Annotated in this window: 17 protein-coding genes and 2 pseudogenes; 12 read left to right on the top strand and 7 right to left on the bottom strand. The window is 72.1% G+C overall.

What is annotated here, in order from left to right:
• Positions 1-151 precede the first annotated feature (151 nt).
• Both ABZY12_RS19090 and ABZY12_RS19085 read right to left on the bottom strand, forming a co-directional pair.
• Positions 152-685: an EF-hand domain-containing protein gene (locus tag ABZY12_RS19090; protein ID WP_356891707.1), complete on the bottom strand. Its 534-nt coding sequence runs from the start codon at positions 683-685 to the stop codon at positions 152-154.
• 150 nt (positions 686-835) lie between these two features.
• Positions 836-1168: pseudogene (locus tag ABZY12_RS19085) on the bottom strand (STAS domain-containing protein); the annotation flags it as partial.
• Between the two features lie 220 nt (positions 1169-1388).
• Here ABZY12_RS19085 and ABZY12_RS19080 point away from each other — a divergent pair.
• Both ABZY12_RS19080 and ABZY12_RS19075 read left to right on the top strand, forming a co-directional pair.
• Positions 1389-1970 carry a sigma-70 family RNA polymerase sigma factor gene (locus tag ABZY12_RS19080; RefSeq protein ID WP_356891705.1) on the top strand — a complete coding sequence of 194 codons (582 nt, stop codon included), beginning with the start codon at positions 1389-1391 and terminating at the stop codon, positions 1968-1970.
• A complete protein-coding gene (locus tag ABZY12_RS19075) occupies positions 1967-3373 on the top strand; it encodes a maleylpyruvate isomerase N-terminal domain-containing protein (RefSeq protein WP_356891703.1) in 1407 nt (468 codons plus the stop codon). The genes ABZY12_RS19080 and ABZY12_RS19075 overlap by 4 nt, the downstream gene beginning before the upstream one ends.
• A gap of 94 nt (positions 3374-3467) precedes the next feature.
• Here ABZY12_RS19075 and ABZY12_RS19070 read toward each other — a convergent pair whose 3' ends face one another.
• The 3 genes from ABZY12_RS19070 to ABZY12_RS19060 all read right to left on the bottom strand — a co-directional run bounded on the left by ABZY12_RS19070 (position 3468) and on the right by ABZY12_RS19060 (position 5399).
• The gene (locus tag ABZY12_RS19070) at positions 3468-3971 is read right to left on the bottom strand and encodes an RICIN domain-containing protein (protein ID WP_356891701.1); all 504 of its coding nucleotides are present in this window, start codon (positions 3969-3971) and stop codon (positions 3468-3470) included.
• A gap of 83 nt (positions 3972-4054) precedes the next feature.
• Positions 4055-4906, bottom strand: coding sequence for a formyltetrahydrofolate deformylase (gene purU / locus ABZY12_RS19065; RefSeq protein WP_356891699.1), 852 nt, complete (start codon positions 4904-4906; stop codon positions 4055-4057).
• Between the two features lie 46 nt (positions 4907-4952).
• Positions 4953-5399 carry a hypothetical protein gene (locus tag ABZY12_RS19060; RefSeq protein ID WP_356891721.1) on the bottom strand — a complete coding sequence of 149 codons (447 nt, stop codon included), beginning with the start codon at positions 5397-5399 and terminating at the stop codon, positions 4953-4955.
• A gap of 175 nt (positions 5400-5574) precedes the next feature.
• Here ABZY12_RS19060 and ABZY12_RS19055 point away from each other — a divergent pair, with 175 nt between their 5' ends.
• The gene (locus ABZY12_RS19055; RefSeq protein WP_356891697.1) at positions 5575-6876 is read left to right on the top strand and encodes an ABC transporter substrate-binding protein; all 1302 of its coding nucleotides are present in this window, start codon (positions 5575-5577) and stop codon (positions 6874-6876) included.
• A 15-nt stretch (positions 6877-6891) separates the two neighbouring features.
• Here ABZY12_RS19055 and ABZY12_RS19050 read toward each other — a convergent pair whose 3' ends face one another.
• Positions 6892-8484, bottom strand: a complete 1593-nt coding sequence (locus tag ABZY12_RS19050; protein ID WP_356891695.1) for a hypothetical protein — start codon at positions 8482-8484, stop codon at positions 6892-6894.
• A gap of 109 nt (positions 8485-8593) precedes the next feature.
• The gene (locus tag ABZY12_RS19045) at positions 8594-9976 is read right to left on the bottom strand and encodes a transcriptional regulator (protein ID WP_356891693.1); all 1383 of its coding nucleotides are present in this window, start codon (positions 9974-9976) and stop codon (positions 8594-8596) included.
• A gap of 280 nt (positions 9977-10256) precedes the next feature.
• Here ABZY12_RS19045 and ABZY12_RS19040 point away from each other — a divergent pair, with 280 nt between their 5' ends.
• The 9 genes and pseudogenes from ABZY12_RS19040 (at position 10257) to ABZY12_RS19000 (ending at position 20075) form a co-directional block, all read left to right on the top strand.
• Positions 10257-10934 carry a bifunctional DNA primase/polymerase gene (locus ABZY12_RS19040; protein ID WP_356891691.1) on the top strand — a complete coding sequence of 226 codons (678 nt, stop codon included), beginning with the start codon at positions 10257-10259 and terminating at the stop codon, positions 10932-10934.
• A gap of 73 nt (positions 10935-11007) precedes the next feature.
• Positions 11008-11847, top strand: coding sequence for an ABC transporter ATP-binding protein (locus ABZY12_RS19035; RefSeq protein WP_356891689.1), 840 nt, complete (start codon positions 11008-11010; stop codon positions 11845-11847).
• Entirely contained in the window at positions 11844-13487 is a 1644-nt protein-coding gene (locus tag ABZY12_RS19030; RefSeq protein ID WP_356891687.1) for a transporter, read from the top strand. The genes ABZY12_RS19035 and ABZY12_RS19030 overlap by 4 nt, the downstream gene beginning before the upstream one ends.
• 663 nt (positions 13488-14150) lie before the next feature.
• Complete coding sequence (locus tag ABZY12_RS19025) at positions 14151-15215, top strand: hypothetical protein (protein ID WP_356891685.1); 1065 nt, start codon at positions 14151-14153, stop codon at positions 15213-15215.
• Between the two features lie 304 nt (positions 15216-15519).
• Complete coding sequence (locus tag ABZY12_RS19020) at positions 15520-15966, top strand: subtilase-type protease inhibitor (RefSeq protein ID WP_356891683.1); 447 nt, start codon at positions 15520-15522, stop codon at positions 15964-15966.
• A 264-nt stretch (positions 15967-16230) separates the two neighbouring features.
• Positions 16231-18114, top strand: coding sequence for a protein kinase (locus ABZY12_RS19015; RefSeq protein ID WP_356891681.1), 1884 nt, complete (start codon positions 16231-16233; stop codon positions 18112-18114).
• 2 nt (positions 18115-18116) lie between these two features.
• Positions 18117-18290 (top strand): annotated as a pseudogene (locus ABZY12_RS19010) (MarR family transcriptional regulator); the annotation flags it as partial.
• A 201-nt stretch (positions 18291-18491) separates the two neighbouring features.
• On the top strand, positions 18492-19343 hold the full coding sequence (locus ABZY12_RS19005; RefSeq protein ID WP_356891679.1) for an MBL fold metallo-hydrolase: 852 nt from the start codon (positions 18492-18494) through the stop codon (positions 19341-19343).
• A gap of 162 nt (positions 19344-19505) precedes the next feature.
• Positions 19506-20075 (top strand): DinB family protein, encoded by a 570-nt coding sequence (locus ABZY12_RS19000; protein WP_356891677.1) that lies wholly within the window; start codon positions 19506-19508, stop codon positions 20073-20075.
• The last annotated feature ends 36 nt before the right edge of the window (positions 20076-20111 follow it).

Genomic DNA, 20111 nt, shown 5'->3' with positions numbered 1-20111 from the left:
TCTGGTGCGTGCGATCGCAAGGCGGAGGAGGGAGTCCACGCGGAGCGTCGACGACCGACGACGACTGGGGGCACCTCCCGTGCCCGAAGGGCTACGGGGGAGAGCGTGCGTGCCAGGCGTCGCGAGCCCGGCAAGATCGGCGAGACACCCCCTAGGGGCCGTCCGGCCGGTCCTCCGTCATGAAGTAGCGGGCGAAGGCGGACACGGCCGCCTCCTCCTCGATCCGCCCCGAGTCGTCGGTCGACAGCGACCGGGCGCTCAGCGCCGCCGCCTCCGGGGCGATGCCGAGCGCGAGCAGCGCGCGCTCCACCTCGGCCGGGGTCGGGGCGAGGACCAGCAGGGCGCGCAGGAAGGGACGGGCGATCTCGGCGAAGCGGTCGGGGTGGTCGTGCAGCCGCTTGATCGCGCCGCCGACGAACTCCTGCTGGCTCACCCGCTGGTCGCCGTCGACGTCGGCGATCCCCGCCATGCCCTGCCAGAACGCCTCGGCGCCGGTGACCAGCGCCTGGCCCTTGTCGGAGCGGAAGGACGTGTCGAACTCCGTGAGCAGCCGTTTCGCCGCCGTACTGAAGTCCTCCCGCGAGATGGTCCCGTCACCGTCCTGATCGAACGCGGCGAAGCGGGAGGCGATCCGGCGCTGGTAGAGCTGCTGCACAGGTTGCTGCTCGGGTTCCATGGGCTGCATGTGCGGACCTTACGACGGGGAGGGCCCCTATGCCGAGAGGGGCGGAGCGGCCAGCCGCCGTGACGAGGAGGGCTGCTCGGGAACGGAGGCGGTCTGTCCGGCGAGGGAGTCCACGGGGAGGGGCCGCGCCCGCTCGTCGACCGCGTCGGCGGCGTCCGCGTACACATCGAAGAGGCGCCGGACGCCGAGCGCGGCCAGGACCCGGTTGACGTGCGACCCTTCCAGCTCACCGCGCGCGGGGAGCACCATGTGCAGCCGGCCGCCGCAGGAACGCATCAGCCGACGGGAGGCGATCAGCACGCCCACCCCGCTGGAGTCGCAGAACAGCACGCCGGACAGGTCCAGGACGACATGGTGCCGCCCACCCGCGACGGCGTCGTGCACATGTCTGCGGACCTGCGGCGAGGTCACCAGGTCGAGTTCCCCCTGGACGCGCAACACGGTCCAAGGGCCCTGCTCGTCTTCGTCGACATGGAGCGTCACGCATCGCGCCCTTCAAGCGGAGGCAGTCCTTCCTGTCCCCTCCCGCTGCCCTGCCTCGGCACCTTGAAACCAACCCGTTCCGGGTTGACGCTTTCCTTACCATCCTGGCCCCGTCAGGAGGCGCACTTGTCGCAAAGGAGGGTGCGCATCCATGTGGCGCATTACTTTGGACGGTGAACTCGGGTCGGGAGGGCCGCCGAAGAGCTCCGGAGGGCTTCGTATGGCGAAGGACACACCACCGCGCTGGGACCGCAGGATGCAGCAGCGGCTGGCGCGGGGTGAGGCGGCCGCGCTCGGAGAGCTGTACGACCGCTTCGCCTCTCTGGTGCACAGCCTCGCCCACCGGGTGCTCGACGACGACGCGGCCGCCGACCAGGTCACCCGCGAGGTCTTCGGCTACATCTGGGAGAACCCCGACGCGTACGACCCCAAGCAGGGCAACATGCGCTCCTGGGTGGCCAGGCTGACCCAGCGGCAGGCCGTGCACCGGCTGCGGCAGACGGAGGCGACGGCGTACGCGGAGACCGGCGAGGGTTCGGCGGAGGAGCTGGAACAGAAAGTGCGGCGGGCCTCGGTCGCGGCCCGCGCGGACTACATCGTCACGTCGATGCCGGCGCCGCTGCGCGCCGCACTGGAACTGGCCTACTTCCAGCGGCGCGACTACCGCCAGACGGCTGCCGACCTCGGGGTCACGGAGGACGAGGCGCGGCGCCGGCTGCGGCTCGGGCTGCAGCTGCTGTCGACGGCGAACACCCGCCCGCTGGAGGGGTCCTCGCCGCCCGGTTACGGACGCTCGCTGTGAACGGGGCGAACGACGACCCGGACGAGGTCGCACGCGCTCCACGGATACCGGGTCCGCGGTGGGCGGCGGACGACCACGCGGACCTGTCGGGTGCGGTGCGTTCGGGGCCGAAGGACGAGGTACGGCCGGAGCGCGTGGCCGAGACGGTGGTCGAGGCCGAGCCGGTGGCCGAGCCCGTGGCCGAGCCGGACCCCGCGTCCGAGGCCGAACCGGAGCCGGCGGTCGAAGCCGAGCCCGTGGCCGAGGCCGTAGTGCCTCCGCCCGCACCCCCTCCTCCCCCACCACCCCCTCCGCCGCCGTCCCTTCCGACGCATGCCGTGCTCAAGTCCCTCCTCGGGGCGTGGGCGCTGTCCGCGTGTTCGGTGGAGGAGACCCAGGCCGTGGAGGACCATCTGACCGAGTGCGCCCCGTGCGCGGACGAGGCGCTGCGACTGCGGGACGCGGTCGGCCTGCTGCACGCCGAGCGGGACCTGGACCTCGATCCGCTGCTGCGCTCCCGGGTCCTGGAGAACTGCCTGGGCCGCCGCCCCGCCCGTATCCCGGTCCCCGCCTGGGCGACTCCGTACGACGCGGAGACGGCCCGGCTGGACGCGCTGCTGCGGGACATCGGTGAATCGGAGTGGCACGCTCCGGTGCGTCTGAAGTGGTTCGAGGGCGAAGGCCCGGTGAGCCGCAAGACGACCGTGGCCGGAGTGATCGGGCACCTCCTGACCGTGGACGGCCTGGCCTCGACGGCGCTGGGCCTGGACGACCCGCTGGGCGTGGCGGGCCGGGACCTGACGCCGACGGAGCGCACGGAGGCGTACTGGCGGGGCGCGTACCACCCGCCGACGCGCCAGATCCGCGAGCCGTGGCGCGAGCAGAGTCACGCGCTGATCCGCACGGTCTCGTTCGCGGGCCGGGGCGTCGCGGACCTGACGGTGACGTACGGGGACTTCGCGCTGCCCCTGCGGGACTCGCTGCTCGAGCGGGCCTTCGAGTGCTGGGTGCACGCGGACGACATCGCGAACGCGGTGGACTATCCGTACGAGCCGCCCAGCGGGGCGCATCTGCACGGGATGATCGACCTGGCCGCCCGGCTGCTTCCGGCTGCCCTGGCCGACCGTCGCCGCTCGGGCCTCGCCGGCCCGCCCCGCCACCTCGTGACGGCGGGCGCTCCCGGCCGCTCGCTCCATCTGGAGGTCGAGGGAGCGGGCGGCGGCCACTGGTACATCGCCCTGGACTCCCCGGCGGCCGTCGGCTCACCGGACCACGCGGTGGCTCAGGTGGCGATGGACGGCGTCGAGTTCTGCCAGCTCGTGGCGGGCCACGTTCCTCCGGAGGAGGCCGCGGCCGGCCAGGACGGCGACCGCGAGGCGATCCGGGACGTCCTCTTCGCCGCGGCCACCCTGAGCCGCCTCTAGGTCGTGTCCGCAAGTCCCGCTGGTCCGCGACGCCCTTTGGGCGGACGGCGGTACTTTGCGGACACTCCCCAGGGCGGCTCTCGGACGTCGGACGTCAGCGGATGAACCACTCCTGGTCGACGTAGTTCTCGCAGTCGTACTGGAACACCCGGCTGCCGTGGTCGGTGCCCTGCACGACCAGGCACTTGCGGCTGTTGAGGTTCCGCAGCTTGAAGGTGTCCTCGGTGACGGCGATCTTCTGCCACAGCTGGTCGCGCCACTCGCCGCACTCGTACTGCATGGCGGTGTTGCCGTTCTCCAGGCCCTGGACGACCAGGCACTTGCCGCTGTTGACGTTCTTGAGGCGATAGCCGCCGGGGTGCTCGACATAGGTCTCGTCGAGCACCCACTTCTGGTCGGCCCACTCGCCGCACTCGTACTGCACGGCGGTGTTGCCGTTCTCCAGGCCCTGGACCAGCAGACACTGCCCGCTGTTGGCGTTCTTGATGCTGAACGCCGGCTCCGCCACGGCGGAGGCGCTCCCGGAGGCCGCGACGACGGTCGTGGCCGCCAGCGCGGCGGTGGCCAGGGCGGCGCCTATGCTGCGCGATCTGATCATGTGGTCCCCCTCGTAGGTGTACGCGATCTTGACCGGAACGATAGCGCCGCCGAGGCAAGGGCGAGAGGGGGTCCGATCGTGGGTTACGCGAAGACCACCGTGCGGCGGCCGTTCAGGAGGATCCTCCGCTCCGCGTGCCACTTCACCGCGCGCGCCAGCGCCTGGCACTCCACGTCCCGGCCGACCGCCACCAGCTGGTCCGGCGTGACCTCGTGGCCCACGCGCTCGACCTCCTGCTCGATGATCGGGCCCTCGTCGAGGTCCGCCGTGACGTAGTGGGCCGTCGCGCCGATCAGCTTCACGCCGCGCGCGTGCGCCTGGTGGTAGGGCTTCGCGCCCTTGAAGCTCGGCAGGAAGGAGTGGTGGATGTTGATGATCCGGCCCGACAGCTGCTTGCACAGATCGTCGGAGAGCACCTGCATGTAGCGGGCGAGCACCACCAGCTCGACCCCCTCGGAGCGGACGAGCTCCAGAAGCTCCGCCTCCGCCTGCGGCTTGTTGTCCTTCGTGACCGGAATGTGCCGGAACGGAATGTCGTACGAGCCCACCAGCTCCGCGAAGTCCGTGTGGTTGGAGACGACCGCCACGATCTCGACCGGCAGCGCCCCGATCCGCGAGCGGAACAGCAGGTCGTTCAGGCAGTGCCCGAACTTCGACACCATCAGCACGACCCGCATCCGCTGGTCGGCCCGGTTGATCTGCCAGTCCATCTCGAACGAGTCGCCCACCGCCGCGAAGCTCGCCCGCAGCTTGTCCACCGTGACCGGCGCCTCCGCCGAGAAGTGGACCCGCATGAAGAAGAGACCCGTGTCCCGGTCTCCGAACTGCTGACTGTCCTCGATGTTGCAACCCGTGATGAAGAGGTAGCTCGACACGGCGTGCACGATGCCCTGTTTGTCGGGGCAGGAAAGGGTGAGGACGTACTGGTCGGTCATCCCTTTAGCCTGCCACACGGCGCGGGGCCGCCCGGGACGGCGTCCGTCAGGCGGACCGCGTCATGATGCGGAGCACGTCCAGGGAGCGCGGCGGTGTGTCCGGGTCCTCGCCGTCCGCCGACGCCATCCGTACGTGTGCCTCGCGGGCGGCCCGTACCGCCTCCGGCCAGCCGTGGTGCTCCATGTACGCCGAGACCGGGGCGTCGGGGCCCACCTGGTGCATGATCCGCAGCACGCGCAGCACGGCCACGTCCACCAGGGCGGCCTCGCCCGAGTCGCGGAAGATCGTCCCGACGTACTTCTCGGCGGACCAGTTGTCCAGCCAGGTGTCCTCGACCAGGCGGTAGACGGCGTCGGTGACGTCGCCGTACCCCTCATGGCCGGCCAGCCAGGTGGTCTCGTGGAACTCGGGGTCGGAGAGCATGTGCAGCGCCGAGCGCACGTTGCTGCGCCAGCGCCACCACGGCATGTCATTGAGCGGCATGCCGCCCATGGTGGAGGAGCGACGGCCACGACGGGAAGAGTTCACCGGACTGGAGAGTGGACTGGACACGTTTCGATCGTACGTTCCCCATTCCCGCCGACGGACCGACCCCCGTAATTCACCTTCACGTCACCCACGGTTGAACCATGCTCACTCCCGCGTTACCCGTGAGGCGGAATTGTGCATGCCCATGACCGGTAGGCGACTGACCTCACTCCTCGCGTATGTCACGACGGCGGCGGCAGGGGCGTCGCTGCTCTCCGGCTGTGGCGTGCTCCCTGGAACCACGGGGGGCTCCAGGGAGCCCGTCACGGTGATGACATGGGCCCCCGACGGAACCCGCGCCACCAACATGCCCGGAATGCCCGCCATGGCGCAGGCGTACGCACGCTGGGCGAACGCCGGCGGCGGCATCGACGGCCACGAGCTGCGCATCCTCACCTGCAACGAGCAGAACACCTCCGCCGGCGCCGCGGCCTGCGCGCGCCGGGCCGTCCGCGAGAAGGTCGTCGCCGTGGTCGGCTCGTACAGCCAGAACGGGCGCGCCTTCATGGCCCCTCTGGAGGCGGCCGGAATCCCGTACATCGGCGGTTACGGCATCTCCGAGGACGAGTTCACCAGCCCGCTCTCCTACCCCGTCAACGGCGGCCAGGCCTCCCTCCTCGCCGGCCACGGCATGCAGCTCGCCGCGTCCTGCCGCAAGGTCTCGCTCGTCCGGCCCGACACCATCGCCGGCGACAAGCTGCCCGACCTCCTCAACTCCGGTCTGCGCACGTCCCGGCACGGCAGCGCCACCGACATCCCGGCGCTGGAGGACGCCGCCGAGTACACCCAGCCGGCCGGGCGCGCCCGCAGCGAGGCCGGGCGGAAGAACGGCTGCGTCGCCGCCGTGCTCGGCGAGCGCACCCAGACGTTCTTCGACTCCTTCCGCCGGCTGCCCACGGGCGACGCCGAGGGGCAGTCCGTACAGGCCGGGCAGGACTCCGAGAACCCGTCCCGCGTACGGATCTCCTCGGTGCTCGGCAGCGTCAGCCAGCCGGTCATCGACCGCACGGGCGGCGCGCGCAGCCCCTTCGAGGGCGCGTACGTCACCGGCTGGTACCCGGAGGCGAACGACGCCCGCTGGGCGCCGATGCGCAAGGTCATCCAGGAGCACGCGTTCGCCGACAACCGCGTGGACCCGGCCGACGCGGGCGTCCAGACGACCTGGATCGCCTACACCGTCCTGAAGCAGGTGATCGAGTCGCTCGACAGCGAATCGATCACGGCGAGCGCCGTCTCGCGCGCCCTCGACCTGGGGGTACGGATCGACACCGGCGGCCTCACGCCCGAACTGCGCTGGCACTACGAGGACATGCTCGGCGCCCCCGGCTTCCCGCGGATCGTCAACGGCGAGGTGACGTTCCAAGTGGTCCGCCAGGGGCGGCTCGTGGCGCAGAAGCCCGGTTTCGTCGATGTCGGCGAAACCGTGCTCAGCGCGCCGTAGACCCGCGGTCCCGGCTCAGAGCTGGGTGGGGGTCCGCTGCGGCAGTCCGTACTTCTGGGCGGTCGGGTTCCACAACCCGGCCGCCTGGCGCTTGGCGGTGGTGGCCTCGCCGCTCTTCTTGGTCGCCTCGACCGTCTGGTTGGTGCTCCGGGCCTTGCCGCCCTTGCACGCCTTCTTGGCCTTCATCTGGACGGCCCAGGCGGCGTAGTGGTCGTCGGCGGACGCCGACGCCTGCCACGCCTTGGTGAGGGCGGCGGTCAGCGCCGCGTTGTTCGGCAGCTTGTCGACGGACACGCCCTGCAGCCGGGTCACCAGCTCGCGGCGCTGGGCGGCGGCCCCGCGCAGGTCGGTGGCGGCCTGGTCGAGGTTCTTGCACTGCTTGATGGCCTCGACCGAACGGATCACCGCGTCACGGCTGTTGTTGCTGTCCGCGAGCAGCTTGTCGAGCGCCTTCGCCTGAGGTTCGGCGGGGTCGACCGCCTTCTCGGTCGGGCCGGTGGACGGGGCGCTCGAACTGGCGGCCACGGTCTGGCCGGGGTCCTTGTCCTTGTCCTCGTCGCCACCGCTGAGCAGCGCCCCGGCGCCGAGACCGACGATCGCGCAGCCGACGACGACGGCGGCGATGAGGGCGACGGGCGACTTCCGGCGCGGTGCGGGCTCGTCGCCGTCGTCGTAGTAGGCCTCCTGGAAGCCGTACTGCTGCGGGGGCGGGGGCGGCTGGGGTGCCTGGGGCGGGGGAGCGTACTGAGGCTGGTGGTGGTGCGGCTGATGCGGCTGGGGAGGCTGGGGCAGGTGCCGCGTCGAGTCGTCGCGGAAGAGGTTGTCGAACTCGGCCGGCGGCTGCCGCTCACCGGGCGTCTGCGACGGTACGGGAGCGATGTACTGGGTCGCGTCGGAGGCGCCCGCCGGCTGAGCGGGCGCGCCCGGCTGCCGGCCCAGCGGCCCGGTGCCGAGGAACTGCGTGTCCGACCCGCCGCCCTGGGGCGCGACCGGCGGGATGTGCTGGGTGGCCTGCATGTCGGCGGCGGAAGCGACCGGCGGGTAGCCGTAACCGCCCTGCGGCGGAAGAGGGGCCGGCAGGGGATGCGCCCCCGGTATCCGCCCGGGAGCCCCGGGCATCGCCCCCGGCGCGGCACCCGGCCCGTTCCCGGGGTGGTGCCCCTGCGCCTGCCCGGGGTGCCCCTGCGCGTTCCCCGGCATCGGCCCCGGAGCCTGGCCCTGGCCGGGGAACTGCCCCTGGCCCTGGCCCTGGCCGGGGAACTGCCCCTGGCCCTGGCCCTGGCCGGGGAACTGACCCTGTCCCTGCCCGGGGAACTGGCCCGGCATCGGACCCGGTCCGCCCGACGCCGACGGAACCGGCGCGATGTACTGCGTCGCCTGCATGTCCGCGGACCCGCCCGGCACGGCCTCCGGCGGCAGCGGCTGCGCCGGCGGCAGGGGCTGCGCGGCGCCCGGCTGTCCGCCGCCGGGGCCCCAGGCGCCGCCCCACGGCCGGCCGCCGGCCGGGCCGCCCTCCGCGCTGCCTTCGGCGGGCAGCACGACACCCTCGTGCGTGGGCCGTACCGCCGGCGGATACTGCGGCTCCGGACCCTGTCCGCTTTGCGTCACCGGGACTCCTACTGATGGACCTACGGAATCGTCGGCTCACGCTACCGGGTACGTCCAGCGCTCCGCACACACGTGTGAGACCCGCGACCACGGCGGCCGCCCGCCCGCGTCACGCCGCGAGCGTCTCCAGACGCGCCCCGAACTCCCGTACCGCCGCCTCCCGCGCGAAGGGCAGCAGGCGCTCCTTGAGATCGTCCAGGTACTCCGCCCCCCGCGAGGACCGCAGCGTGGTCAGGAGCTCCACGGCGCGCGTGCCCGTGTGGCAGGCCTGCTCCACCTCCCGCCGCTGGATCTGCGCCGACGCGAGGAGCACCAGCCCGATCGCCCGGCGCCGCGCCCGCGTCTCCGGATGCCCGTTCAGCGACTCCTCCGCCGCCCGGGCCGCCTCCTCCGGCCGGCCCAGGTCGCGGTAGCAGTGGGCCAGTTCGTCCGCCAGATAGGCGTGGTCGAAGTGCGCGATCCAGTCCGGGTCCTCGCCCGACTCCGGATCCGCCTGCTCCAGGGCGCGTACGGCACGCCCCGCCACCACCTCGAAGGCGCGGGCGTCCCCGAGCAGCGCGTGCCCCCGGGCCTCCGCCGCGTAGAACATCGCCTCCGCCCTCGGCGTCACCCGCCCCCGCGCCCCCTCCTGCGCCGCCCGCGCCAACTGGGCGATCTCGCGCGGGTTTCCGAGCTGCGCCGCCAGATGACTCATCGAGGCCGCGAGCACATAGCCGCCGTAACCCCGGTCGCCCGCCGCCTGCGCGAGCCGCAGCGCCTGGATGTAGTACCGCTGGGCGAGACCCGGTTGACCGGTGTCCACCGCCATGTACCCGGCCAGCTCCGTGAGCCGCGCGACCGCCGCGAACAGCTGCCGCCCCACCGCCTCCCGGTACGACCCCGAGAGCAGCCCCGACACCACGCTGTTGAGGTAGTGCACCACCACCGGCCGTACGTGCCCGCTGCCGAACCGCCGGTCGAGGTCGACCAGCGCCGCCGTCATCGCCCGGACCGCCTCCACGTCCGCGGTCCCGACCCGGGCCCCGGCCGACCGGGCCACCTGCGCGTCCGCGCCGGTGATCAGCCAGTCCCGGCTCGGCTCGACCAGCGCGGAGGCCGCGACCGTCGACCCCGACAGGAAGTCCCGGCGACCCACGTCGCTGCGCCACAGCTCGCAGACCTGCTCGATCGCGCCCAGCACGGTCGGCGAGAACTGCAGCCCGACACCGGACGCGAGGTTCCTGCCGTTCGCCATGCCGATCTCGTCGATCGTCACCGTGCGCCCCAGCTTGCGGCCCAGCGCTTCGGCGATGACGCCCGGTGCCCGGCCGCGCGGCTGCTGCCCGCGCAGCCAGCGCGCCACCGACGTCTTGTCGTACCGCAGGTCGAGGCCGCGTTCGGCCCCGACCATGTTCACTCTGCGAGCGAGGCCGGCGTTGGAACACCCGGCTTCCTGAATCAGTGCCTGCAGCCGTTCGTTCGGCTGACGGGCAACGAGTGGCCTGGCTGCCATGACTACCCCCTGAGGCCGGTGAGTGAGCGAGAGAACTGATCACTGCCCGGCGGATATCTGGTCAATGCCGATGTGAACACGCGAAACCGGACGCATCACCTACAGCGTCGCGGTCGACCCCCCGTCCCTGGCTCCGACTCCCTGGCTACCCCGCCACAGCTCCCCGGCCCCCCGCGCGCCCCCGCCCGTGCACCCATGCGCCCCGCATGCAGGATCGATGCTCCACACCGCTCTTCGCGCGCGCCCGTAACCCCCGGTGACGGCGGGAGTTGAGTTCAGCGTGGAAGAGACCATCGGAGTCACGGAAGCCGCACACATCCCCAAGCAGCGAGGCGAGCAGCTGCTGGACTGCGCCGTGCGGTATGCGGAAGAGCGGCACTGGGACGTGTTCCCCGGGACCTGGCTGGAAGCGGTGGAGGGCAGGGAACGCTGCTCCTGCGGCGTCGAGAGCTGCGCCACCCCCGGTGCCCACCCGGCGCGGCCCGACTGGTCGACCCAGGCGACCGGCAGCGCCGTGGGGGCGCGGCGGATGTGGTCGAAGCAGCCGAAGGCGTCGATCCTGCTGCCGACCGGCCGTACCTTCGACGCGATCGACGTGCCCGAGTCGGCCGGTTTCCTGGCGCTGGCCCGGATGGAGCGCATGGACCTCACGCTCGGCCCGGTGACCTGCGCCCCGGACCGCCGGATGTTCTTCTTCGTCCTGCCGGGCGCCGCGACCAAGGTGCCCGACCTGGTCCGCAAGCTGGGCTGGGCCCCGACCTCGATCGACCTGGTCACCCGCGGCGAGGGGCACTTCGTGGCGGCGCCGCCCACCCGGGTCGGCGGGCACGGGGCCGTGCAGTGGGCGCGGCGGCCCACTCCGGCCAACCGCTGGCTGCCCGACGCGGAGGAGCTGATCAGTCCGCTCGCGTACGCGTGTGGCCGGGAAGCGGCGGCGGCGCGAGCCCGGCGTCCGTGACGGGGCGGCCCCCAGGGTCGCCACCGTAAGGTTGTTCCCCTACACACGGGGACAACCGAAGGGTTGAAGGGATATGCCTGACCAGGCATTTGACGGAGTGTTCGAACAGGCGGGCAGCGCACCGGACGGTGGTGCGACGCCCGCCGTTCGCGTCGAGGGGCTGTGGAAGCGTTTCGGCCAGCAGATCGCGGTGAGCGGTATCGACCTCGTTCTGCCCGCCGGGAAGTTCATCGGTCTCGTCGGGCCGAACGGCGCCGGCAAGACCACCACGCTCTCCATGATCACCGGCCTGCTCCGGCCCGACCAGGGACGCGTCCTGGTCGCCGGGCACGACGTCTGGGCCGACCCCGAGTCGGTGGCCGAGGTCAAGGCCCGGATCGGCATCCTGCCGGAGGGCCTGCGGCTCTTCGAGCGGCTCTCGGGACGCGAACTCCTGGCGTACAGCGGGCGGCTGCGGGGGCTGCCCGGTGCGGAGGTCGACAAGCGGGCCACGCAGCTGCTCGACGTACTGGACCTGGCGGGCGCGCAGCACAAGCTGGTCGTGGACTACTCCACCGGTATGCGCAAGAAGATCGGGCTCGCGGCGGCGCTGCTGCACAACCCCGAAGTGCTCTTCCTCGACGAGCCGTTCGAAGGCGTCGACCCGGTGTCCGCACAGACCATCCGGGGTGTCCTGGAGCGGTACACCGCCTCCGGAGCGACCGTCGTCTTCTCCAGCCATGTGATGGAGCTGGTGGAGTCGCTGTGCGACTGGGTCGCGGTGATGGCCGCCGGCCAGATCCGCGCGCAGGGCCCGCTCGCGGCCGTACGGGGTGAGGCACCGTCGCTGCAGGCCGCGTTCCTGGAGCTGGTCGGGGCGAACGGGCGGGACACCGGGGACTCGCTGGACTGGCTGGGCGGTTCGGCCCGATGACCACTGTCGCTCCGGCTTCCCCCGCCTCCCCTGCGTCCTCCGCCGCTCCGTCGCTCACCTCCGTCTTCGTGCGGCTCAAGCTGGTGCTGCTGCGCAACGGGCTGCGGCAGTCCGCCGGGCGGACCGCCGCCTACGTCACCTCGATCGTCGTCTCCGCCGTCGTCGCGGCGGCGATACTCCTCTCCTTCGTGCTGCTGCGGGGCAGCGCGAACGCCGATGTGGTCGCCGTGCTGCTGACCGGGGTGCTGGCCCTCGCCTGGGCGGTGATGCCGCTGTTCGTGTCGAACGGGGACGAGACGCTCGATCCCTCCCGGCTGGTGATGCTGCCGCTGCGGCCCCGGCCGCTGGTACGGGCGCTGCTCGTCGCCTCCCTGGTCGGCATCGGCCCCGCGTTCACGCTGTGCATCGCCGTGGGCGCGGCCCTCGCCCTGGCGCGGGGCGCGGCGGGCGTCGTGGCAGCGGTGGTGGCGGTGCCGCTGACCGTCCTGGTCTGCGTGGCGCTCTCACGGGCCGTCGCGGCCGCCAACGTACGGCTGCTGACCTCGCGCAAGGGCCGTGACCTGGCGGTGCTGAGCGGTCTGGTGATCGCGGTCGGCATCCAGTTCGTCAACTTCGGCGCACAGCGGCTCGGCCGGGCCGGCGGTCTCTCGTCGCTCGAACCGGCGGCCGCCGTCGTGGGCTGGCTGCCGCCGGCCTCGGCGGTCGCGGCCGTCGACTCCGCGAGCGAGGGCGACTACGCCATGGCCGCGGGCCGACTGCTCCTGACGGTGCTCGTCCTGGCGGGGCTCGTCGCCTGGTGGCAGCGGAGCCTGGTCAGGCTGATGACCGCGCCGGACGGCTCGACGATCGGCGCGGCGGGCGGGTCCGCCGCGAGCGAGAGGGCCGGGAAGGGGCGGCTGGCCCGGCTGCTGCCGGGCGGGCGCACGGGCACGGTGATGGAGCGCAGCCTGCGCTACGTCTGGCGTGACCCGAAGACGAAGGCGGCCTGGGTGACCTCGCTCGCGATCGGGGCGATCGTGCCGCTGTTCAACGCCCTCCAAGGCACGGGCTCGGTCTACTTCGCGTGCTTCGCCTCCGGCATGCTCGGCATCCAGATGTACAACCAGTTCGGGCAGGACACCTCGGCGTTCTGGATGGTCGCCCAGACGATCTCGACGAAGGAGGACGCCTACGCCGAACTGCGGGCGCGGGCGCTCGCGCTGCTCGTGATCACGGTCCCGTTCACGGCTCTGGTGACGGTGGCGACGGCGGCGGTCCTCGGCGACTGGGCCTCGCTGCCGGAGGCGCTGGGCGTGGCCTTCGCCCTGCTGGGCGCGATGATGGCCACCGGGGCGGTGACGTCGGCGACCTTCCCGTACTCGATCCCTCAGGACGGCGCCTTCAAGAACGTGGCGCCGGGGCAGGGCGGTCTCGCCTGGATCTCGATCTTCGGCGGAATGATCGCGGGCGCTCTGCTGTGCGCTCCGGTGATCGGGGCGGCGATCTACCTCCACCTCGCGGACGAGGAGTCCCTGCTCTGGCTTCTGCTCCCGGGCGGGGCGCTGTACGGCGCCCTGATCGTCTGGGGCGGCCTGAAGCTGGCGGCGCCCCGGACGGCGGCGCGGCTGCCGGAGATCCTGACGGCGGTCAGCAAGGGCTGAGCCGGGTGGGCTGGTTCGGCTGGTTCGGCTGGTTCGGCTGGTTCGGCTCGTGAGCCGGGCAGCCGGGCAGCCGGGCAGCCGGACCAGCCGGGTGAGCCGGTGGGGACCGCCGCCTCTCACGAAGCGGCGGTCCGTCGAGACCGTGCGAGGTTACGACGCGTCGTTCACCCAGAGCTGCCACTTGCCGCTGCTGGTCTGCTTGCAGTCCCACTGGGAGTACGGGACGTTGACGCCGTCGTTGTAGCACGCCCGGTGGGTGCTGTAGGTGCCGTAGTAGACCCACGTGTTGGCGATCGCGCGACGGCCGTCGTGCCGGTTCCGGAGGGCGCGGGTGCCGCCTGCGCGGTGGCGACGGTACCGCCGGTCAGCAGGGCGGCCCCCATCGCGGCACTGGCGAGCACGAGTCGAGTACGCATGATTCCCCTTCAGGTCGAAGCGTTGCTCTCGGCTCGACCGATCCTGGGTCAGGAGGGGGCGGAGGGGAACGGCGATCGGGTGTCCCGGACGTCCGGGACGAGCCCGGGACACGTCCAGGACGGGCCAGGACGGGCCCGGAACGAAGCACGACCCGTGGGATCGAGCCGTCGCCCGTTCTCCGCGGGCATCGTTATTGGCGGGGATCGCCGTAGTCCACCCCCGGTGTCGGCCGTGAGGATCAATCCCATGGAGACTCAAGGGAGTTGGGTGCCGGGCGAAGCCGATGACCTACCCGCGTTCATGGAGTTGCCGCGTCGGCTGAAGAGGGAGTCGGGGCTCTCGTACCGGCAACTGGAGGAGAGCGCGGCGATCGTGGGGGACGTCCTGCCGCGCAGCACCGCCTCCGGCATGCTGAGCCGGGACGTCGTCCCCCGGCCCGATCAACTCGCCGCCTTCGTCACGGCCTGCGGGGAGGGCGAGCGGGTGGCGGAGTGGCTGGAGGCGCGGGGCAGAATCGCCGGCCGGCAGCCGGCCGGCGCCTGGACGGACCCGGGGCCCGACTCCGGGCCGGACGCGGCGGCCCGCCCCGGGACCGACGCGACGGCCCGGGAGCGGTCGCGGGGCACGGCCGCCCCGAAGCCAGACCCGGAGCCAAACCCGGAGCCAAACCCGGCACCGGCCCCTGAACCGGCCCGGGAAAGCCCGCTCTTCGGACCGCCGCGCCGAAGCGCGGTGCTCGCCGTGACGGTGGCGGCTCCCCTGCTGGCCGCCGTCGGCGTCTGGATGCTGGCGACCGCCGGCGAACCGGAGGGCACCCGGGGACCCGGGGCGGCGACCACCTCCTCCGCCGTGGTGCCGGAACCACCGACCGGCTGGATCCGCATCCGGCCGGCCACCGCTCCCGATCTGTGCGTGACCGACGGCAGGGTCCGGGACCGCCGCTACACCCCGCTGGTGGCGGTACAGCGGCCGTGCACCGACGTGGCGCCGCAGGGCACCCGGCTGGAGCCGATGGGCGGGGACACGTACCGGATCCAGTGGCACCACCCCGACTACGGCAAGGGCTGCCTCAAGGCCCTCGCCGAGGGCGAGGGCGCACAGCTGCTGGAGCCGTACGACGACTGCGCGCAGGGCAGCCGGTTCCACCTGGAGCCGTCCGGTTCGTACACGGCCGGCAGGTACGTCCTGCGCGCGGACGGCCAGGGATGCGTGGGCATCAAGGGCTCGGACACGTCCGAAGGCGCGGAAGCCGTGATGGAACGATGCGTCGGCAAGGGCGGTCAGGTGTTCGTCATCGAGCCCGCTCCCTGACCGCGACACGCCGTCGGGAGCGGAGTCTTCCGGTCGACCAGACGTCGCCGTGACTACTCCAAGACAGAACCATTTTCACGAACCCGCAGGTCAGGCGGTTGTTTCAGGTTGAACCGCCGACGGCTCACCTCGTGCCGGGCACAGTTCAGGGAGGGTGCACATACGCCCCGAACTGCCCGAACGACCGATCGGTCAGTGGTTTATACGTGTATGCGGCCGGAAACCGGCGACGGATGTGCGATCACGGTGCGCGCCGACAAAACTCCATTCCGCAATCGCACCTCCATCCGAAAAGGAGTCATTCGTGCGTTACCTCCGCAAGACCCTCGGCGCCATCGCCGTCGCCACCGGCCTCGCCTGCGTCGGCACGGCCACCTCGGGCATCGCGTACGCCGGGGCCGCGCAGCCGGCCTCCCTCTACCCGCCGTCGGCCCTCGTGCTCACGCTCGGCAAGGGTGAGGCCGCCGCGACGGCCACCGTCCAGCGAGCGGTGACCCTCGACTGCGCCCCCGTCCCCGGAGGCAGCCACCCGTCCCCCGCCGCCGCCTGCGAGGAACTGACCGCGGCCAACGGCGACCTGGGCCGGCTGACGGCCTTACCGGGCAACCGCCCCTGCACCCGCGAGTGGGACCCGGTCACGGTCACCGGACACGGCGTGTGGCAGGGCAAGCGCGTCAGCTGGTCGGCCACGTACGCCAACACGTGCGAGATGCGCACGCGGGTGGCCGAGAGCGCCGTCCTCTCGTTCTGAGCCTCCCTCCGTGCGGCGGGACCACACTCCCGGCGCGTCGGCACCAGGCCCCCACCCTCGGGTGGGGGCCTGCGCGCTGCGCGGACGTTGGACCGGAGCACACGGGTGTTGGCCCTGGGCGCACGGGTGTTGGCCCTGGGCGCACGGGTGTTGGCCCTGGGCGGCTTGAACGGGCCGGTTCTTCGATACGCTCTCGCTCGACTCCGGGGCGTCGGCAGGGTGTCGGCAGCGCCCGGATCGCCGCTAGCGGGGGGAAGATTCCAGATGAGCAATATGCCTTCGGCCGACCTTTTCCAGCCTCTCCAGGAGGACGACCCGGCCGTTGTGGGCGGTTACCGCCTCGTGGCCGTGCTCGGCACCGGCGGCATGGGCAAGGTGTACCTCTCGTACACGCCGGGCGGCCGGCCCATCGCCATCAAGGTGATCCGTCCCGAGTTCAGCGGCGACCCCGAATTCCGGCGGCGCTTCCAGCAGGAGGTGCGGGCCGCGGAGCGGGTACAGGGCCTGTACACGGCGCCCGTCATCGACTCGGACACCGACGGCTCGCAGCCCTGGCTGGCCACGGCCTACGTGCCGGGTCCGTCCCTCGCGCTCGCCGTGGCCCAGCACGGCGGACTGCCGCTGCGGAGCGTGCTGCTGCTGACCGTCGGTGTCGCGGAGGCCCTCCACGTCATCCACGGCGCCGGCATCGTCCACCGCGACCTGAAGCCCGCCAACGTCCTGCTGGCCTCCGACGGCCCTCGCGTGATCGACTTCGGCATCGCCCGCGCGGCCGACACCACCTCCCTGACCAGCACCGGCGTCAGCGTCGGCACGCCCGCGTTCATGGCGCCCGAACAGGCGTCGGCCGGTACGGTCACGGCGGCCACGGACATCTTCGCCCTCGGTCAGATCGCGGCCTACGCGGCGATCGGCGCCCCCGCCTTCGGTGACGGCCCCTCACACGCCGTGCTCTACCGCATCGTGCACGAGGACCCCGACCTCAGCAGGCTCCCCGAGGAGCTGCGGCCGCTCGTGACGCGGTGCCTCGGCCGGGACCCGGCCGATCGCCCGGCCCTGAGCGAGGTCATCGAGTTGTGCAACGCCGTCTCGCCCGTCCCGCTGCGCCAGGGCGAGAACTGGCTGCCCCAGGCGATCGCCGGTTCGATCACCGAGCGGCTGGTCCTGCCCGAGCCGGCGAAGACCCCGCCGCCGACGGCGCCCGTCACGCAGCCGTCGGCCCCGACACCGCCGCCGACCGCGACGCCGACCGAGCGCTCCCCGCAGGCTCCGACGCCCCCGGGGGCCGCCCACCCGTACGCGCCCACCAGTGCCGGTGTGTCCCACGCGCCGACGCAGGCCGCTCCGGGAGTCCCCGGCGGGATGCCGCCCGGCGGGTACCCGGGCGCCCCCGGCATGATGCCGCCCCGAGCCCCCGGCGCTCCCGGCGCTCCCGGCTCGATGCCTCCCGGTTACCGCACCCCGGCACCCGGCTACATGCCGCCGGGCTACAACACGCCGCCCCCGTTCCACCCCGGCGGCTTCGCGCCCGCCCCGCCGAAGCCCAAGCGGACGGGGCTGATCGTCGCCGGTGCCATCGCGGCGGGGGTGGTCGGCCTCGGGATCATCGGAGCGCTGCTGCCCGACGACCCCAAGGGCAGGAATTCCGCGTCGTCCAGCGGCAGTACGAGCGCGGGCGCTTCGAGCGGTTCCACCGGCTCCTCGGACAAGGCACAGCCGAGGACCGACCCGAAACCGGTCTCGTACAAGAACATCGACGTGACCGGGAACTACTTCCTCATGCTCGCCGACAACCCGCCGCGCCCGGCCGAGGACACCGAGAGCGGCGTCGCCTACGGCCACGGGGACCTGTACTACTACCACGACTCCATGTTCGGGGACGACAAGTTCGGCACGGCCAACGGGAAGCTGGTCCTGCTGAACAACACGCAGAAGGGCTCCTTGGAGACCTGCCGCAACGAGACGCGCTTCACCGAGAAGATCGGCCTCGACCAGCTGACGAACGGCTCGCAGGTCTGCGTCCTCAGCGACGCGGGCCACATCGCCGTCGCGACCTACCGTGGCAAGTCCGGCGCGAAGGACCCGAGCAAGTACATCACCGTCGACCTCACGATCTGGCGCAACGCCGAGGATCCGAAGGAGAGCTAGCGTTGACCCCCCTCGCGGGCGGGCAGCGCGAGATCCCCCGGGTCATCGACCAGTTGCTTCATCGCGGCCGGGCACGGTTCGGCACCGAGCAGAACCTGCACCTCACCGATGCGGGCGAGGCTGCCAGAGGCCGGCTGCGGGGGCTGGTCACGGAGCTACGCGCGGAGGTCCACAAGTGGTCGACGACCCGGTGCGTGGCCCGCCGGGCCAGGACGCCGTGCTGACGATGCCCTCGCCGAGACCTGCCGGCACCGACCGCACACCCGTCGTCGCTCACCGAAGCCGACCGTCGCGAGTTCTGCGTTTGACGACAGCCCGGCACGGGGCTGCACTGGATTCATGGACGTTGCGGCGACTCCGTCTTAGGGAGAGCAGCGATGACGACCATGGAAAGTTTCGACCTTCTACAGCCGTACAAGATCGCCGAGGAGACATTCGTCATCCCCTGGGCCCTCGAGGCCCCACCGGTCGGCCACTTCCCGATGAATTCGATGGTGATCCGGGGAGCCGAACCGGTCCTCGTGGACACCGGGGCGCCCGCCGTGCGCTCCCAGTGGCTGGAGGCGGCCTGGTCCGTCGTGGATCCCCTGGACGTACGGTGGATCTTCCTCACCCACGACGACCGCGACCACGCCGGCAACCTCCTGGCGGCCCTCGCCGCGTGCCCGAACGCGACCCTGCTGACGACATGGTTCTCCATCGGCCGCATGGCCGAGGAGTGGGAGACCCCCGTCAACCGGTGCCGCTTCATGACCGACGGCGACACGATCGACGCGGGCGACCGCACCCTGGTCGCCAAACGACCACCCCTGTACGACAACCCCACGACCCGCGCCCTCTTCGACCCGAAGACCGAGGTCCTGTGGGCCGTCGACACCTTCGCCACGAACGTGCCGACCCCCATGCCCGAGGTGGCGGCGCTGTCGGCGGACGAATTCCGTGACGGCCAGCTTTTCGGCGGACGCCTGGTCTCCCCCTGGGTCGCCCTGCTGGACGCCCAGAAGTTCGGGACGGTCGTCACCGACTTCCAGCATCTGAACGCCGAGGTCATCGCCGGCTGCCACTGCCCGGTCCTGCGCGGCCCCCAGATCCCCGAGGCCTACGACCTCCTCCGCCGGCTCCCCGAAATCCCACCGTGGGCAGAGTTCACCCAGTCCGACCTGGACCAGTGGATGGCGGTTGCCGAGAGCTCGGTTCCGCCGGAGCAGCCGCGGCCGTCGGGGACGTGAGCGGCGCCGCCGCGCGGCGTCGGGATGTGCTGCACTCCGGGCACCAGAGCGAGTGCTGGTGTACGGCTCTGTAGCCGCAGCTCATGTTCCGTGACGGTTGGCCGCTGCTCGGACGACGAGCCGCGCTAAAGCCGTTGCGGGCCCGGACGCCCACGAACGACCATGGCGCGCATGAGCGACCACCCCACGCGATGGACCCAGGCCACCGTCTACCCCGATATGTGGGCCGACCCGGACGACGACCCCCGTAACAGAGAGGGAAACAGTCCGGACGGCGAGCTCGCGACGCTGCTGGACTTCCTGACGGACTACCGCACGACCCTGCTGATGAAGTGCGAGGGCCTGGACGCGGAGCAACTGGCCCGCCGCTCGGTCCCGCCGTCGACGATGTCGCTGCTCGGTCTGATTCGGCACCTCGCCGAGGTGGAACGGGACTGGCGCAACTGGATCAGCGACGGCGATCCGCTGCCGACGCTGTACGGCGAGGACGACGGGGACTTCGACGGAGCCGTCGCCGAACAGTCCGTGGTCGACGAGGCGTACTCCGCGCTGGCGCGCGAGCAGGCCGAGGTCGACGCCGTGCTGGCCGAGCACCCGGACCTCGGCGAGCGACTGGGGAAGGAGCAGGTCGCGGTCCGGGAGCTGATGGTGCACCGGATCGAGGAGTACGCCCGTCACTGCGGGCACGCCGACCTGCTGCGCGAGTGCGTCGACGGACGGGTCGGCCAGTGACGAGGGCCCAGGGGTAGCCCTCACAGCCCGGCCACG

It is taken from the genome of Streptomyces sp. NPDC006551 (genome assembly GCF_040611675.1).
Taxonomy (GTDB): Bacteria; Actinomycetota; Actinomycetes; order Streptomycetales; family Streptomycetaceae; genus Streptomyces.
The sequence above is the reverse complement of the archived record's forward strand: the minus strand, read 5'-3'. Positions and strand labels throughout refer to the sequence as shown.

Coding starts and splice junctions, on each gene's coding strand:
- ABZY12_RS19090 (WP_356891707.1), bottom strand. CDS start 685: ATGCAGCCCATGGAACCCGAGCAGCAACCTGTGCAGCAGCTCTACCAG.
- ABZY12_RS19080 (WP_356891705.1), top strand. CDS start 1,389: ATGGCGAAGGACACACCACCGCGCTGGGACCGCAGGATGCAGCAGCGG.
- ABZY12_RS19070 (WP_356891701.1), bottom strand. CDS start 3,971: ATGATCAGATCGCGCAGCATAGGCGCCGCCCTGGCCACCGCCGCGCTG.
- purU (WP_356891699.1), bottom strand. CDS start 4,906: ATGACCGACCAGTACGTCCTCACCCTTTCCTGCCCCGACAAACAGGGC.
- ABZY12_RS19060 (WP_356891721.1), bottom strand. CDS start 5,399: ATGGGCGGCATGCCGCTCAATGACATGCCGTGGTGGCGCTGGCGCAGC.
- ABZY12_RS19055 (WP_356891697.1), top strand. CDS start 5,575: ATGCCCATGACCGGTAGGCGACTGACCTCACTCCTCGCGTATGTCACG.
- ABZY12_RS19045 (WP_356891693.1), bottom strand. CDS start 9,976: ATGGCAGCCAGGCCACTCGTTGCCCGTCAGCCGAACGAACGGCTGCAG.
- ABZY12_RS19035 (WP_356891689.1), top strand. CDS start 11,008: ATGCCTGACCAGGCATTTGACGGAGTGTTCGAACAGGCGGGCAGCGCA.
- ABZY12_RS19030 (WP_356891687.1), top strand. CDS start 11,844: ATGACCACTGTCGCTCCGGCTTCCCCCGCCTCCCCTGCGTCCTCCGCC.
- ABZY12_RS19025 (WP_356891685.1), top strand. CDS start 14,151: ATGGAGACTCAAGGGAGTTGGGTGCCGGGCGAAGCCGATGACCTACCC.
- ABZY12_RS19015 (WP_356891681.1), top strand. CDS start 16,231: ATGAGCAATATGCCTTCGGCCGACCTTTTCCAGCCTCTCCAGGAGGAC.
- ABZY12_RS19005 (WP_356891679.1), top strand. CDS start 18,492: ATGACGACCATGGAAAGTTTCGACCTTCTACAGCCGTACAAGATCGCC.
- ABZY12_RS19000 (WP_356891677.1), top strand. CDS start 19,506: ATGGCGCGCATGAGCGACCACCCCACGCGATGGACCCAGGCCACCGTC.